A 15,866-nucleotide genomic window follows, 5' to 3' on the forward strand; every position below is an offset into this window, starting at 1 on the left:
GGATTCACCGCACGTCCACGGATGCCCCGGGACCGATACCGGGCCGGGGCCGGACACGGACCCGGCCCACCGCGCCGACCCCCGGAAGCGCCGACCGGCGCTCAGTCCACCCGGGCCGCGAACAGCCGCTGCCCCAGCAGCCCCATCGGGTGCCCGTCCTCAGGCAGGGCCAGGACGGTCGGGCAGCCCGCCGCGGTGAGGGCGGCCCGCCACTGCTCCTCCGGACGGGCGCAGTGCTGAGGCCGGGCGGGCCCGGTGATCAGCAGGTCGAGCTGTTCGGCCGTCGGCGCGAGCAACAGCAGCCGGCCGCCGGGGGCGAGCAGCGGGACGAGCGCCGCGGACTCCTCCTGCGGCGGCCGGGTAGCGGCGGCGACGACGAGGTCGTAGCGCCCGCCGTCGGGGGAGGGGTGGTGTTCGGCGTTGGGGCGGGGCCGAGCGGCGAGGGCCCGGCTGACGGTGGTGTCGGCGCCCTCCGGGTCGAGTTCGAGGACGCGCAGCGGCGCCGGCCCGGTGTGGGCCTCGGCGGTGGCGCGGACCAGGGTGCCGAGGGCGGCGCCGAGGTAGCCGCGGGCGGCGTACCAGCGGACCGGGGCGGAGGCGGGGTGGGGCGTCGCCTCACCGGTGATCAGCCGGGGCAGCTGCAGCGCGCCGCGCCGTACCCGGTCGAGCGGGGCGGCCGGGCCGAGGCCGTCGGCCCAGGCCTCGACGGCGGGGCGCCAGGCGTCGCGGGCTTCGGCGGCGCCGAGTTCGGGCCCGCCGGCGTGGAGCGGGCCCTGGGCGCCGCCGTCGTGGCGGGTGATCAGGCCGTGCCGGGCGAGCGCGTCCAGCCAGCGGCTGACCCGGGGGCGCTGGGCGGGGGCGACCATGGCGGTGGCCAGGATCTCGGCCTCGGAGTGTCCGCGTTCGGGGTCGGTGAGGACGCCGCGCTGCTGGAGGGCGTGCAGCAGGGCGCGGAGGACGGCCCGGTCGAGGTGGGTGCCGAAGTCGTGGACCTGGTCGGCGGTGATGCCGATGCTGTGCTTCCAGGCGGCGGCCGTGGCGGCGTCGGCGGCGGCGCGCAGTCGGCGGTCGGCGGTTTCGGCGTTGCTGTCCGGGGCGCGGACGTGGGCGAGGACGGCGCCGAGCGCGTCGACGGCGGCGTACACGTCCTCCTGCCGGGGTTCGGGGCCGACGTGCAGGACGAGGCGCAGCGCGCCGAGGTCGTGGCCGGCGAGGTCGGGCTGCCGGCTGAGGCGCCAGAGCAGGGCGGAGGGCAGGCTGAGGTGGGTGGTGCCGTGGGCGGCGACGGCGGCGAGCTGCCGGTCGGGCTGCTGGTCGGGGTCGCCGCAGTGGACGGTGCCGCCGGCGAGCAGGGTGGCGAGGGCGAGTTCGACGGCGAGCTCGGTGACGGGGTGCAGCACGGTGTGCCGGATCGGCGGCGGGCCGAGGACGCCGGCCCAGTAGCGCAGCCGCTGTTCGGCGGCTCGGGCGGCGGAGGGGGCGAGGGCGGCGTGCTGGGCGACGCGTTCGGCGAGTGCTCGCGGGAGGCCGCCGGGCGGGGAGACGCCGAGCAGCAGGCCGATGCCGCTGATCGCGCGCCCGTCGGCGACGACGGCGGGCCGGTCGCCGAGCTCGCGCAGCGCGCTGACCAGGGCGGGAGTCGTGGGCACGGTTTTCACTTTCGAGTGCGGGGGAGAAACCGAACTACTGAACCATGCGGTCGGGTCGGGGGAGGCCGCCCCCGGGTCAAAATTCTGTAATGATTTTCATATCGGCCAGCCAAACGGGTGGGACGAAGTCGGCGCGAAGGTGTCGGAACTTCGCATTCCGGAACTGCTGCGCGATCCCTTGACACTCGGTACGGGTCCTGGATTACTTGGGCCTGAGTGCGCCTGACCGAACGATCGGTAGGTGCTCCGGAACGGCCCACCGCAGGCACTCCGGAACGGCCGACCGCAGGCGGCTCCGGAACGGCCGAGCAGCGAAGGAGCGACGATGACCGGCACCGCACCCGTCCCGCCCCGGCACCTCGGGGAGCCGATCCCGCCCGCGCTCCTGGACGCCGGCGAGCGGATGGGCCCGGACGAGCTGCGCGCCCACCAGCTCACCCGGCTGCGGGCCACCCTGCGGCACGCCTACGACAACGTCGAGCTCTACCGCCGCAAGTTCGACGCGGCCGGCGTCCGCCCCGAGGACTGCCGCACGCTCGCGGACCTCGCCCGCTTCCCCTTCACCACCAAGGCCGACCTGCGCGAGGCCTACCCCTTCGGCATGTTCGCCGTCCCGATGGAGCAGGTCCGCCGGATCCACGCCTCCAGCGGCACCACCGGCCGCCCGACCGTGGTCGGCTACACCGACAACGACCTCTCCATGTGGGCCGACGTCGTCGCCCGCTCGATCCGCGCGGCCGGCGGCCGGCCCGGCCACAAGGTGCACATCGCCTACGGCTACGGGCTGTTCACCGGCGGCCTGGGCGCGCACTACGGCGCCGAGCGGGCCGGCTGCACCGTCATCCCCGCCTCCGGCGGCATGACGGCCCGGCAGGTGCAGCTGATCCTGGACTTCGAGCCCGAGATCATCATGGTCACCCCGTCCTACCTGCTCACCCTGCTGGACGAGTTCGAGAAGCAGAGCATCGACCCGCGCACCACCTCGCTCCAGGTGGGCATCTTCGGCGCCGAGCCCTGGACGGAGGAGATGCGGCGCGAGATCGAGGACCGCCTCGACCTGCACGCCGTCGACATCTACGGCCTCTCCGAGGTCGTCGGCCCGGGCATCGCGCAGGAGTGCGTGGAGACCAAGGACGGGCTTCACATCTGGGAGGACCACTTCTACCCGGAGGTCGTCGACCCCCTCGGCGACGAGGTGCTCCCCGACGGCGAGGGCGGCGAACTGGTCTTCACCTCGCTCACCAAGGAGGCGCTGCCGATCGTCCGCTACCGCACCCGCGACCTCAGCCGCCTGCTGCCCGGCACCGCCCGGCCGGCCTTCCGGCGGATGGAGAAGGTCACCGGGCGCAGCGACGACATGATCATCCTGCGCGGGGTGAACCTCTTCCCGACCCAGATCGAGGAGATCCTGCTGCGCACCCCGGACGTCGCGCCGCACTTCCAGCTGCGGCTCACCCGGGAGGGGCGGCTGGACCGGATGGCCGTCCGGGTCGAGGCCCGGCCGGAGGCCTCCGCGCAGCGCCGGGAGGCGGCGCGGGCGGCGATCGTCCGGGCGGTGAAGGACGGGATCGGGGTGACGGTCACGGCCGAGGTGGTCGACCCGTACACCCTGGAGCGCTCGGTCGGGAAGATCAAGCGGGTGGTGGACGAGCGCGGCTGACCGCTGCGCGAGGAGGGCGGCTGACCCGCTGTCGGACGAGTGGGGCAGGCGCCCGCTCCGGTCATTCCTCCTACCCGTTCGGCTCACCGGGATCGTGGGCGCGGCCGATCCTTCCCAGACTCGGAGGGCAAGGGGGTGGACTCAACCGGAGAGGCTTCCTCATGAGCATCGGGCTACGCCGCGTCCTCGCGGTCACCGCCGTGGTTTCCCTGGGTCTGGGCGCGGCTTCGTGCGGCAGCGCCAAGCAGTCGTCCGGCGGCGGTTCCTCGGGCAGTGCGAACGCTAGCGGCGGCGCCTCCGTGGGAGCCGTCCGGATCGGTCTGCTGCTGCCGGAGAGCAAGACCACCCGCTACGAGCAGTTCGACCGGCCGTTGATCGAGCAGCGGATCAAGGAGCTGGCGCCGCAGGCGCAGATCGACTACTACAACGCCAACCAGGACGCGACGCTCCAGCAGACCCAGGTGGACACCGCCCTCACCAAGGGCGACAAGGTGCTGATCCTGGACGCGGTGGATGCCAAGTCGATCCAGTCCTCCGTCCAGAAGGCCCACGACGCGGGCGTCAAGGTGCTGGCCTACGACCGGCTCGCCCAGGGCCCGGCCGACGCCTACGTGTCCTTCGACAACCACAAGGTCGGTGAGCTGCAGGGCAAGGCTCTGGTGGCGGCGGTGGGCGACAAGGCGAACGCCGGCTCGATCATCATGATCAACGGCTCGCCCACCGACCCGAACGCGGCCGACTTCAAGGCCGGTGCGCACAGCGCGATCGACGGGAAGCTGAAGATCGGCAAGGAGTACGACACCCCGAACTGGGATCCGAACAACGCCAACCAGGAAGCCTCGGCGGCCATCACCGCGATCGGCGCGAACAACGTGGTCGGCGTCTACTCCGCCAACGACGGCATGGCCGCGGGCATCGCCACCGCGCTGAAGGCCGCCGGCCTGAGCGTCCCGCTCACCGGCCAGGACGCCCAACTCGACGCCATCCAGCGGATCCTGGCCGGCACCCAGACCATGACGATCTACAAGCCGTTCAAGCCGGAGACCGACGTCGCCGCCAGGATGGCCGTCGCGCTCGCCGGCGGCAAGCCCCTCGACTCCAGCCTTGCGCCGACGACGGTGACCAACGGGAGCGGCCACAAGGTGCCGGCCAACCTGATCACCCCGATCGTGGTCGACAAGAACAACGTCAAGGACACGGTGGTCAAGGACGGCCTCTACACCGTCGCCCAGATCTGCACGCCGGACTTCGCCGACGCGTGCAAGGCCGCCGGCCTCGAATAGCCGGCGCCCCCTCTCAACCCCCTCTCAACCCGAACAGGCCCCGCCTCCACGACCGAGGCGGGGCAAGGGAGTTGGTCACCGTGGCAGGCGAGACCGTACTGGCCCTGCGAGGGGTCTCCAAACGGTTCGGCGCCGTCCAGGCGCTCACCGACATCGAACTGGAGGTGCACGCGGGCGAGGTGGTGGCCCTGGTCGGCGACAACGGCGCCGGCAAGTCGACCCTGGTCAAGTCGATCGCCGGGGTGCACCAGCCCGACGACGGCGTCATCGAGTGGCAGGGCAGGCCGGTGACCATCCACCGGCCGCAGGAGGCCCAGCAGTTGGGCATCGCCACCGTCTACCAGGACCTCGCACTCTGCGACAACCTCGACGTGGTCGGGAACCTCTTCCTCGGCCGCGAGATCCGGCGCTTCACCATCCTCGACGAGGTCGCCATGGAGAAGCGCTCCCGGGCGCTGCTGGACACCCTCTCCATCCGCATCCCCAGCGTGCGGATCCCGGTCGCCTCGCTCTCCGGCGGCCAGCGCCAGGTCGTCGCGATCGCCCGCGCGCTGATCGGCTCGCCCAAGATCGTGATGCTGGACGAACCGACCGCGGCCCTGGGCGTCGAGCAGACCGCCCAGGTGCTCGACCTGGTCGAGCGGCTGCGCGATCAGGACCACGGGGTGCTCCTGATCAGCCACAACATGGCGGACGTGATGGCCGTCGCCGACACCATCGCGGTGCTGCGCCTCGGGCGCAACAACGGCGTCTTCGACAAGCGCTACACCAACCAGGAAGAGATCATCTCGGCCATCACCGGGGCCACGGACAACGCCGTGACCCGCCGGAAGGCCCGTGGCCAGGAGGGTTCCCCGTGAGCGACCACACCCCCGGGAGCGCCCCCGGCGGCGAACCCGAGCGCCCCCACACCCGGCTGCCCGAGGACAGCATGCCCACCGGCGGCGTCAATGCCCCCGTCCCGGTGGCCCCCGAGGCCACGCCCGCGGTCGACCCCCGGCTGATCGTCCGCCAGGAGGGCATCAAGGGCTACCTGGGCGAGTTCCGCCGCCGGATGCGCAGCGGCGAACTGGGCTCGCTGCCCGTGGTGCTGGCCCTGATCGTGATCTGGGCGGTGTTCGGCAGCCTCAACAGCAGCTTCCTGTCCGCGCAGAACCTCTCCAACCTGTCCCAGCAGATCGTCGGCACCGGCATGATCGCGATCGGCGTGGTCTTCGTGCTGCTGCTTGGCGAGATCGACCTCTCGGTCGGCTCGGTCAGCGGCCTGTGCGCGGCGATCTACGCGGTGCTGAACGTGACCAACGGCGTCAACGAGTGGGTCGCGCTGATCACCGCGATCGTCGGTGGCGCGATCGTCGGCGCGATCCAGGGCATCTTCTTCGCCAAGGTCGGCGTCCCGGCCTTCGTCGTCACCCTCGCCGGTAACCTCGGCTGGAACGGTCTGATGCTGCAGATCCTCGGCGCCAGCGGCACCGTGAACCTCTCCGGCAAGGACATCGTGTCCAGGCTCTACAGCACCATCTACGGCCAGCAGATCGCCGCCTACGGGGCGGCCGCCGTCGGTGTCCTGCTGTTCCTGCTCGCATCCCTGGTCGACGCCCGCCGGCGCCAGGCCGCGGGCGTCCCGTCCAGGCCGGTCACCGACATCGTGGTGCGCACCGTGCTGCTGGCGATCGTCGCCTTCCTGGCCGCCTACACGCTCAACCAGTACAAGGGGCTGCCGCTCGCGCTGCTGATCTTCCTGATCTTCATCGTCGTGCTGGACTTCGTGCTGCGCCGCACCTCGTACGGCCGGCAGGTGTTCGCGCTCGGCGGCAACATCGAGGGCGCCCGGCGCGCCGGCATCAACCTGTCCTGGATCCGGATCAGCGTCTTCACCATCTGCTCCACCATGGCGGCGGTCGGCGGCCTCTTCCTGGCCGCGCAGATCCAGTCCGCCAGCCAGACCTCCGGCGGCGGCAACCTGCTGATGAACGCCATCGCGGCGGCCGTCATCGGTGGCACCAGCCTGTTCGGCGGGCGCGGCAAGACCTGGTCGGCGCTGCTCGGCGCGCTGGTGATCGGCTCCATCCAGTCCGGGATGAACATCGAGGGGCTGAGCAACGCCATCCAGTTCATGATCACCGGCGCGGTGCTGCTCGCCGCCGTCGTGGTCGACTCGCTGGCCCGGCGCACCCAGAAGGCCGCCGGACGGGCCTGAGTGCACCGGACGGCCGCCGGGCGGGCGTGAGCACACCGGATGGCCGCCGGGCGGGCGCCGGCACGCCCCACCCGGCCCTACGGCGGATCCGAACACGCCCCACCTGGCCCTATGCTGCGGGCATGCCGAACGAGCTGCGCACTCTTCAACCGGCCGAGGACCTCGCCTTCATCCGGCGCGAGACCGAGCTGACGCCCGTCCCCTTCGTCCCCGAGATCAGCCTGCACATGGCCGAGGACGCCATCGCCCTGTGGGAGGCCACGGAGCGGATGCGCGGCGAGATCGGGCTGGCGCCGCCGTTCTGGGCCTTCGCCTGGGCGGGCGGGGTGGCCGTCACCCGCTACGTGCTGGACCACCCCGAACTGGTGGCGGGCCGTGCGGTGTTGGACATCGCGGCCGGCTCCGGACTGGTCGGGGTGGCCGCCGCGCTGCGCGGGGCGGCGTCCGTGCGCGCGGCCGAGATCGACCCCTACGCGGTCACCGCGATCGGCCTCAACGCCGAGGCCAACGGGGTCCGGGTGGAGGGCTCCCTGGTGGACCTGGTGGACGGGGACGGCGCCCCGGCCGAGGTCGTGCTCGCGGGCGACGTCTTCTACGAACGGGCCATGGCCGCCCGTTTCCTGCCCTTCCTGGAGCGGGCCGCCGCGCGCGGCGCCACCGTCATCGTCGGAGACCCGGGCCGGGCCTACCTGCCCCGGGACCGGTTCACGGCACTGGCGGCGTACCAGGTGCCGGTCGTCGCCGACCTGGAGGACACCGCTATCAAGACCACCACGGTGTGGCGCCTCGGCTGACGACGGGGCTTGTTCGGGGCCGGGCTCGTTCACGGGGCGGAATTCCCGGCGGCGGCCTGGCGGCGACTGCTAGACAGGCGGGCATGACCGACCAGACAGCCCCGACCGACCAGCTCGCCCTGCGCCCCGCCACCCCCGAGGAGATCCCTGCCCTGCTCGCCCTCTGGGCCCGGGCCGCCAAGGGCACCAGCATCACGGACGACGAGGCGGGCGTCGCCGCCCTGCTCGCCCGCGACCCGGAGTGCCTGATCGTCGCCACCCCGGCGGATGATCCGACGGCTCTGCTCGGCACCGTGATCGCCGGCTGGGACGGCTGGCGCTGCCACCTCTACCGCCTCGCCGTCGACCCCGGGCACCGCCGCCGCGGCATCGGCGCCGCCCTGCTGGCCGCCGCCGAGGAGCGCTTCGCCGCGCTCGGCGGCCGCCGCGCCGACGCCATGGTGCTGGACGACAACGCGCTGGGCCACCGCACCTGGCAGTCCGCCGGGTACGAGCCGCAGCCGCAGTGGAGCCGTTGGGTCAAGCCGCTGCCCGCCTGAGCCTGCCGGTCCCGGTCCCGGCGCGTGATCTTCCAGCGCGCGTTGGCGGTGAACCGGATCGCCTGCCGGGTGTCCTTGCGGGACTTGAGCCGGGGTGCGCCCGTCTTCGGGCGGTTGCCCTTCAAGGAGTCGAAGAATTCCGGTAGGCGGTGTCCAGGTCCCCGTCCGCCACGTCGGTGCGGCACCCGGGGCAGTGTCCCCGGGTGCCGCATCCTTGGTCGGGTGGTCAGCCGCGCAGGTCGGCCAGCCAGGCCTCGACCTCGTCGGAGCGGCGGGGGAGGGCGGCGGACAGGTTCTCGTTGCCGTCCTCGGTGACCAGGATGTCGTCCTCGATCCGCACGCCGATGCCGCGGTACTCCTCCGGCACCGTCAGGTCGTTCGGCTGGAAGTAGATGCCCGGCTCGACGGTCAGCACCATGCCCGGCTTCAGCGGGCCGTCCACGTGCAGCTCGGTGAGGGAGTGGGCGCAGTCGTGGACGTCGATGCCCAGCATGTGGCCGGTTCCGGCCAGGGTGAAGCGGCGGTGCAGGCCCAGCTCGTACACCTTGTCGGCGGTCAGGTCGCCGAACAGGCCCCAGGCGGTGAGGTGTTCGGCGAGCTCGCGCTGGGCGGCGTGGTGGAAGTCGCGGAAGTCGGCGCCCGGCCGGACGGCGGCGATGCCGGCCTCCTGGGCGGCGAACACGGCGTCGTAGACCTTGCGCTGGAGAGCGGTGAAGCGGCCGCTGACCGGGAGGGTGCGGGTGATGTCGGCGGTGTAGAGCTCGTTGGTCTCCACGCCCGCGTCCAGCAGCAACAGGTCGCCGGGCTTGGCGTGGCCGTTGTTGCGCACCCAGTGCAGGGTGGTGGCGTGCGGGCCGGCCGCGGCGATGGTGCCGTAGCCCACGTCGTTGCCCTCGATCCGGGCCCGGACGAAGAAGGTGCCCTCGATCAGCCGCTCCGGCGTCTCGGAGTCGGTGCCGAGCACCCGCACCACGTCCTCGAAGCCGCGGGCAGTGGCGTCGCAGGCGAAGCGCAGCTCGGCGATCTCGAACTCGTCCTTCACCAGGCGCAGTCCGGACAGGAAGACCTCGAACTCCTCGTCCCGCCCGGCCTCCGCCCGACTTTCGAGGGACTGCTCCACAGCTGCGTCGTGGCGGCGCAGCACCCGCACCGGGCCTTCGCCCGCGCGCAGGTCGGCGTGGATGGTGCGAACGTCCCGGCAGGGCAGGCCGAGCAGCTGCTCGCTCTCGGTGAGGCTGTTGCGGCGGCCGTCCCACAGCTCGCCGTGGCCGTCCAGCCAGAACTCGCCGCTCTCGATGTCGGAGCGGTTGCGCAGGTACAGCACGGCGGTGTGGCCGCTCGCGCCGGCGGGCTCCAGCACCAGGACGGCGTCCTGGGACTGGTCGCCGGTCAGGTAGACGTAGTCGGAGGAGGGCCGGAACGGGTAGTCGGTGTCGTTGGCCCGCACCTTGGGATTGCCGGCCGGGATCACCAGCAGCTCGCCGGGGAAGGCGGCGGACAGCTCGGCCCGGCGGCGGGCGGTGTGCCCGGCCTGCGGGATCGGCTCCAGGGCGGTGCGCTCGGTGTCGGCCCAGCCCTGCTTCATGTGCGCGGCGAGTTCGTCCGTCACGCCGCGAGTGAGGCCGTTCTTCCGGTACTTGATGGTGGCGGTGGGCTCGGCGGGCTCGGTCACTTCGGTCTCCTGGTGAGGGTGGGGGAGGCGAGGTGGTTCGTTACGCTGCCCCGTCCGTCGGCGTGCGTACCGTACGGTATATCGAACAGTGTCGGGAGAGAAGAGGTCGAGCGTGAACGATGCCGGTGAATCCGTCCGGGGCGTCCTCGCCGCCAACCTGAAGCGGGTCCGGGCGCAGCTCGGGCTGTCGCTGTCCGAACTGTCCCGGCGGGCCGGGATCGGCAAGGCGACGCTCTCCCAGCTGGAGTCCGGCGCCGGCAACCCGACCCTGGAGACCGTGCTCGGCCTCTCCCGGGTGCTCGGCGTGCCGATCTCCGACCTGGTGGAGGCGCGGCCGGCCGACGAGGTGACGGTGGTGCGGGCGGCCGAGGCCGAGGTGCTGAGCGGCCGCGGCGTCGACCTGCGGCCCCTGCGCCGGATCGAGTCCGGGGACGCGGTGTTCGAGGTCTACGACCAGCAGGTGCGCACTGACGGCACCCAGATCTCCGGCGGGCACATCGGCACCGAGCACACCATCGTCCAGTCCGGCCGGCTGCGGGTCCGGGCGGGCCGCCGCGAGGTCGAGCTCGGCCCGGGCGACTACATCGGCTTCGACGCCGCCCTGCCGCACTCGTACACGGCCCTGGGCGGCGGGACGGTCCGCTCCGTCCTGCTCCTGCAGTACCGCGCCGACCAGCGCCTGCACCTCACCGACCCGGCGGGGTCCCCGGCTGCCGGGCGGTCCGTACTGGACCAGGAGCACTGAGCGGAGCCGTTCGGCATTCGGAGAGTCGTTCGGTATACCGAATGGACGCCCGCCGTGCCGGCTCGCGCGGCGCGCTCCGGACACCTGCTCCGGCCCCCACTCCCCTCGTGGTGGGGGCCGGAGCGGGCGTCCGCACTGCCGACCCGGGAGAGCATGCCAACCGCGGCGGCCGAATGGCCATGCATTAGCCTCTGGGCCTAATAGTCAAGAACGCGCCAGGTCAGGGCGGCTGTGAGGAGCCGGAGGTAGGTTCGTGATCGCACTGAGGTTCGGGGTCGCGGACCTGGCGAAGACCCGGTTCGTCATCTCGCCGCTCGACCACCTGATGGCCGGTTCGGCCCGGGTGGGCGTGCACCAGAGCGTCGGGTCGCGCAGCGAGCGCTGGTGGCGGGATGCCCGTCGGCACGTGCCCCACCAGGCCAGGCGCTTCCTCGACGTGGTCAACGCGAGTCCGATCGGCGTCCCCGACTTCATGGTGGCCGACCTCGACGCCGTCCGCCGGCAGCTGACCGACGAGCTCGACGCGCTCCTCGCCGTCCCGCAGCGGGCCGTCGAGGAGGACGTCGCGATGTTCGGCAGCGAGCCCGAACTCCCCACCGCCCTCGCCCGGTTGCGCGATGACGGCACCCGGGGCCTGCGCGAGGTCAGCGACGGCGCCTGGGCACTGTTCCGCACCTGCCTCGCCCCCGACTGGCCCGACATCCGCCGCGCCCTGGAGGCCGACATCGCCGAGCGGGCCCGCACCGTCGCCCGCGCCGGGATCGGCGCGATGCTCGACTCGATCCACCCGAAGGCGGTTTGGCGGGAGGAGGGGGTGCTGGAGTGCACCCTCGGCGAGCTGGAGGGCTCCTTCGAGCTGGGCGGCCGAGGGCTGGAGCTGCGGCCCAACTACTTCGTCCAGCAGGGCATCAGCCTGCTGGCCGGGCCGGACCGCCAGAGCCTGCTGCTGCACCCGCTCGCCGCCCCCGCCGCCGAGCCACCCGCCCGGCCGCCGGTCGCCGACGGCCTCGCCGCCGTCCTCGGCCCCGCCCGGGCCCGCGTCCTGCGCACCATCGCGGGCGGCCCCTGCTCCACCACCGAACTCGCCCGGCAGCTCGGCGTCACCCCGCCCTCCGCCTCCGCCCACGCCGCCGCCCTGCGCGCAGCCGGGCTGATCGTCACGAGGCGCCAGGGCAAGCAGGTCCGCCACACCCTCACCGACGTCGGCCACGACCTCCTGCTGGACAACCCGGAGCCCTCGCTGACCGTCGCGTAACGGCCGGTGGGGCGTCGGCGGGTCCGTCCGTCAACCTGCCTCCGCCGATCCCACCCACCCCTGTGCACGAACGGTACGAAAACGGGCCGTGAATTGTTCTCCGGCGGGGGCGCCGCCCGATCGGGCGCCGCGACGGCGAAGGTCGGGGTGCCCGGGATCCGGGAGAAGCGGGGCGTCGGCGGGCCCGGTACCGGGTTCCACCTGCGTACGGGCGTTCCGTGGGCGGGCGGCGCCGGTCGGTGGCAGGGCGGGAACGGCGGGTCGGTCATCTCTCGGCGGACCGGGACACCGCCCGGCGGGTGACCGGCGCAACGCCGATACTCGGCGCCGGTGTCGGCATCTCCGGGCATCATGGGCCGCGACGGGACGTCGCGGAACAGGCGGAACAGGAGTCGACCGATGAGAAGGCCGATGATGGAGTTCGGCTGCGCGAAGTGTTACGGAGAGGACGCGCAGGCCGTGTGGCGGGGGCAGCGGGAGCGGTTCGAGCACGAGGCCGAGGTCGTGGACGGCTCGCACTTCTCCGTCGCCGTCCGGCGCTGCCGGGACTGCTCGCAGCGGTTCGTCTGGATCTTCACCGAGTTCATCGACTGGATGGGCGGCGACGACGCCCAGTACGTGACGGTCATGCCGCTCACCGCCGCCGAGGCCACCGGCCTGGTCACCGGCGCCCTCCACCCCCTGGACCTCGGCGCCCTCGGCCGGGACCGCCGCCGCCTGGACCACGACTGGCCCACCGGCGGGCCGGCGGCCCTGCAGTGGAATTCCGGGCCGTTCCTGGTCCGGGAAGGGCGCTGAGGCGCCGCAGGGGAGGCGCCGCAGGGGTCGGAGCGGGGGGATCGGGGTGTTGATCGGCTGTCTACCGGCTGCTGTGAGCATGTGGTCGTCCGGTCAGGCAGGAAAGCAAGGAGCGTCAGCAGTGTTACGAACGTTTGGTGTCCGCGCGGTGGTTGCCGGGGCGGCCGTGCTGGCCGCGGGGGTGGGCGCCTTCGCCCTGGGCACGGGGGATCCCGTGCGGCACGGCACGCCGACCACGCCGCCGAGCCAGGTCTGCGGCGGGTCGGAGGACGTGCAGTGCCTGTCCGGGAAGATCGTCTGGAACGGGACCGGCCTCGTCGTCGTCAAGCCTCAGGGGGTGTGACGGGCCGGGCGGTGGCGGCCGGCTCGGTCGGTGCGGTCGGCAGCAGCGTTGCGACGGCGGACTCCCCAGCGCTCTGCGGGCCGAGCAGCAGGTGCGCCTGCTCCTCGTGCTGCCGCGCGGCCGCGTGATCACCGCGGGCCGTCATCGCGTTGGCCAACACCAGGTGGGCGAGGGCGCGTTCGCGCTGTCGCCCACCCTTCGTTGCGAGAGCCAGGGCCCGCTCCGCGTGCTGCACGGCCTCGTCCACCCGTCCGAGCAGCCGCAGGACGTCCGCCAGCCGGCTCCGGGCAGCCGACTCGCGGTCCAGGTCCCCGGCCGGGCCGGCGCGGTCGATGCAGGAGCGCAGCTGCGCCGCGGCGTCGTCGAGCCGGTCCAGCACCTGGTAGGCGAGGCCGAGGACGTAGTGCACGTACGCGGTCATCCCGGCGTCGGCGGTGGCGGTGGGGTTGTCTGCGGGTTCGGCGAGGAGCCGCCGGCAGGTGGCCGCCGCCTCGGCGGCGTGGCCGCTGCGGATCCGGGACAGGGCCGCGTTCGCGGTGCTCGCCACCTCGCCCGAGCGGTGGCCGAGTCGGCGGGCGAGAGCCGCCGACTCGTCGAAGGCGGCGATCGCCTCCTCGTGCCGCCCCTCGGCCTGGGCGATCAGGCCCAGGTCGTTCAGGGCCTGCCGGAGCACGGCCCGGTCGCCCGCCTCCTGGCAGGCCCGTGCCGCCCTGCGGGCCTGGTCGCCCGCCTCGTCGAGCCGGGCCCGGGCCAGCAGAACGGTTCCCAGGAGGAAGCGGGAACGGCCCTCCGCGGCACGGTCGCCGCGCTCGACCGCGGCGGCGATCAGCAGCCGGGCCGCCTCCTCCGCGCGGCCGCCGAAGGCGCCGAGGCCGAGCGGGCTCAGGGCGATCAGGAGGTCGATGGCGGAGCGTAGTTCGGCCGTCTCGGTCGCTTCAGCCGTATCGGGCGTCGGCGCGGTGGGCGCGTTCGCGTTCGCTCTCGCGTCCGTGGCGACGGCGGCCGCGAGGGCGATCGCTGCGGGGGTATCGGTTCGCGCCCACCGGCGGGCGTGCGGCAGATCCTTGAAGACCGGGCGGGCAGGCAGCGCCCCGCCGAAGACCTCGGCCACCGGGTCGCCGGGGACGGCGAGGGCGAAGGCCGTACGGGCCCGGCCGAGCAGCAGGGTCAGCAGGCGTTGGCGAGCGGCGGCGCGTTCGGCAGGGCCGCGCCGCAGCGACGTCCGGCGGGCGAAGGCGCGGACCAGGTCGTGGAAGCGGTAGCGGCCGGGGGCCGTCGACTCCAGGAGCGCCTGGTCCACCAGCGACTCCGCCAGGCGCTCCGCCTGGTCGTCGGGCAGCCCCAGGACGGCGGCCGCCGACGCCAGGCCGATGTCCGGCTCCACCCAGGAGAGTTTGCGGAAGGCGGTGGCCAGGGGCGGTTCGAGCAGCAGGTAGCCGAGCTCGAAGACCTGCTCGATGGCGACGGTCCGGGTGCGCAGCGCGGTGATGCCCACGCGGTCGTCGGCCAGGCGCCGGACGAGATCACCGATCGGTCGGTGGGGCGCCGAGACGAGTTGGGCTGCGGCGATCCGTACCGCGAGCGGGAGCCGGCCGCAGGCCTCGACCAGCAGCTCGGCCTGGTCGTTCTGGGCGGCCCGGCGTGCCGTGCCGATGACCGAGTCGAGCAGGCTGATCGCTTCGTCCTTGCTGAACACGTCCAGGGCGAGGTGCAGGACGGACGGCACGCTGCTGAGCATCGTGCGGCTGGTGACGAGCACCGCGCAGTCGGGGGAGCCGGGGAGGAGTGGCTGGACCTGGGCGTCGTCGCGGGCGTTGTCGAGGAGGAGCAGCAGCCGTTTGTCGGCGGTGGTGGTCCGGAACAGTGCGGACCGGCCGGGGAGGTCCTTGGGGACGGCCTCGGGGCGCACGCCGAGGGTGGTGAGGAAGTCCGCGAGGATGTCGGACGGGCTGGCGGGCACCAGGTCGGCGCCGCGGAGGTCCGCGTGGAGACGGCCGTCGGGAAAGTCCGGGCGCAGGGTGTGGGCGGCCTGCACGGCGAGGGTGGTCTTTCCGACTCCGGCCATGCCGGTGACGGTCACCAGGCTGAGGCCGGGGCGGGTTTGGCCGGTCAGGGCCTGGTGGATGCGGGCGACGTGGTCGTGTCGGCCGGTGAAGTGCGGGAGCTCTGGGGGGAGTTGGTCCTGCTCGTCCAATTCGGCCCGCAGGGCGGCGAGTTCGGGGCCGGGCTCGATGCCAAGGTGTTCGACGAGGCGGGTGTGGAGGGCGTCGTAGACGGCGCGGGCCTCGTCAGTGCGGGATTGGCGGTGCAGGGCGCGGATGAGCAGGCCCTGGAGGCGTTCCCGGAAGGGGTGGTCCGCGGCGAGGACTTGCAGCTCGGGGAGGAGTTCGGAGGGGGCGGCGAGGGTGACGTCGAGGGCGAGGCGTTCTTCGAGAAGGGTGAGGCGGAGTTCCGAGAGCCGGTCGCGCTCGCGCTGCATGAGGGGCCCGGGCAGGCCGAGGAGCGGTTCGCCGCTCCAGAGCGAGAGGGCTTCATGGAGGTGATGTCGAGCCTGTTGAGGCTGCTCGACGGAGTGCCTGCCCGCGAGCTCGCGGAGCTGCTTGACCTGCCAGACGTCCACGTGAGAGGGGTCGATTGCAAGACGGTAGCCACCCGCCTGGGAGACCAGGACGATGGGGGATTCGCGGGCGGGCTCCAGCAGTTTGCGCAGTTGGGAGATGTAGGAGCGGAGGGTGACGGTGGGAGACCCGGGCGGTTGCTCGCCCCACAGGTCGACGATCAGCTCATCGACTGTGACCACCGAGTTCGGCCGCAGGAGAAGAGCGGCCAGAACGGCCCGCTGCCGTGGCGCACCCAGTTCGATGGCAGTGTCGGCGTGCTGCACCCGCAGCGCGCCGAGTAAGGAGAAGCTGAGTGGATTCGGGCGAT

At 73.1% G+C, this 15,866-nt stretch carries 13 protein-coding genes; 10 read left to right on the forward strand and 3 right to left on the reverse strand.

All coding sequences use genetic code 11. The annotated features are described in order from the left end of the window. Window positions 1–101: 101 nt before the first annotated feature. A complete protein-coding gene (locus BX285_RS19910; RefSeq protein WP_121176079.1) occupies window positions 102–1,649 on the reverse strand; it encodes a hypothetical protein in 1,548 nt (515 codons plus the stop codon). A 325-nt stretch (window positions 1,650–1,974) separates the two neighbouring features. Between BX285_RS19910 and paaK the strand changes: the two genes are divergently transcribed. The 6 genes from paaK (at window position 1,975) to BX285_RS19940 (ending at window position 8,125) form a co-directional block, all read left to right on the forward strand. After that, on the forward strand, window positions 1,975–3,309 hold the full coding sequence (gene paaK / locus BX285_RS19915) for a phenylacetate--CoA ligase PaaK (protein ID WP_121176082.1): 1,335 nt from the start codon (window positions 1,975–1,977) through the stop codon (window positions 3,307–3,309). A 161-nt stretch (window positions 3,310–3,470) separates the two neighbouring features. Then, entirely contained in the window at window positions 3,471–4,592 is a 1,122-nt protein-coding gene (locus BX285_RS19920) for a sugar ABC transporter substrate-binding protein (RefSeq protein WP_097239215.1), read from the forward strand. Window positions 4,593–4,672: 80 nt separating this feature from the next. Further along, window positions 4,673–5,452 carry an ATP-binding cassette domain-containing protein gene (locus BX285_RS19925; protein ID WP_373560535.1) on the forward strand — a complete coding sequence of 260 codons (780 nt, stop codon included), beginning with the start codon at window positions 4,673–4,675 and terminating at the stop codon, window positions 5,450–5,452. A gap of 71 nt (window positions 5,453–5,523) precedes the next feature. Continuing rightward, window positions 5,524–6,792 carry a sugar ABC transporter permease gene (locus BX285_RS19930; RefSeq protein ID WP_097240441.1) on the forward strand — a complete coding sequence of 423 codons (1,269 nt, stop codon included), beginning with the start codon at window positions 5,524–5,526 and terminating at the stop codon, window positions 6,790–6,792. 122 nt (window positions 6,793–6,914) lie between these two features. Beyond that, window positions 6,915–7,586, forward strand: a complete 672-nt coding sequence (locus tag BX285_RS19935; RefSeq protein ID WP_097239217.1) for a methyltransferase — start codon at window positions 6,915–6,917, stop codon at window positions 7,584–7,586. An 83-nt stretch (window positions 7,587–7,669) separates the two neighbouring features. Then, window positions 7,670–8,125 (forward strand): GNAT family N-acetyltransferase, encoded by a 456-nt coding sequence (locus BX285_RS19940; RefSeq protein ID WP_097239218.1) that lies wholly within the window; start codon window positions 7,670–7,672, stop codon window positions 8,123–8,125. Between the two features lie 226 nt (window positions 8,126–8,351). Here the strand turns inward: BX285_RS19940 and BX285_RS19945 are convergent, their stop codons facing one another. Further along, window positions 8,352–9,797 carry an aminopeptidase P family protein gene (locus BX285_RS19945; protein ID WP_259470594.1) on the reverse strand — a complete coding sequence of 482 codons (1,446 nt, stop codon included), beginning with the start codon at window positions 9,795–9,797 and terminating at the stop codon, window positions 8,352–8,354. Window positions 9,798–9,909: 112 nt separating this feature from the next. Here BX285_RS19945 and BX285_RS19950 point away from each other — a divergent pair, with 112 nt between their 5' ends. From BX285_RS19950 to BX285_RS19965, 4 genes are all read left to right on the forward strand, one after another. Next, complete coding sequence (locus BX285_RS19950) at window positions 9,910–10,542, forward strand: helix-turn-helix domain-containing protein (protein WP_097239219.1); 633 nt, start codon at window positions 9,910–9,912, stop codon at window positions 10,540–10,542. A 253-nt stretch (window positions 10,543–10,795) separates the two neighbouring features. Beyond that, entirely contained in the window at window positions 10,796–11,797 is a 1,002-nt protein-coding gene (locus BX285_RS19955) for a helix-turn-helix transcriptional regulator (protein ID WP_097239220.1), read from the forward strand. Between the two features lie 399 nt (window positions 11,798–12,196). Beyond that, a complete protein-coding gene (locus BX285_RS19960) occupies window positions 12,197–12,595 on the forward strand; it encodes a hypothetical protein (RefSeq protein WP_218893134.1) in 399 nt (132 codons plus the stop codon). Between the two features lie 121 nt (window positions 12,596–12,716). Continuing rightward, window positions 12,717–12,938 (forward strand): hypothetical protein, encoded by a 222-nt coding sequence (locus BX285_RS19965; RefSeq protein ID WP_121176085.1) that lies wholly within the window; start codon window positions 12,717–12,719, stop codon window positions 12,936–12,938. Here the strand turns inward: BX285_RS19965 and BX285_RS19970 are convergent. Next, window positions 12,919–15,822 carry a BTAD domain-containing putative transcriptional regulator gene (locus BX285_RS19970; protein WP_259470735.1) on the reverse strand — a complete coding sequence of 968 codons (2,904 nt, stop codon included), beginning with the start codon at window positions 15,820–15,822 and terminating at the stop codon, window positions 12,919–12,921. The genes BX285_RS19965 and BX285_RS19970 overlap by 20 nt on opposite strands. Window positions 15,823–15,866 lie beyond the last annotated feature (44 nt).

The organism is Streptomyces sp. 1114.5 (assembly GCF_003635085.1).
Lineage (GTDB): Bacteria > Actinomycetota > Actinomycetes > Streptomycetales > Streptomycetaceae > Kitasatospora.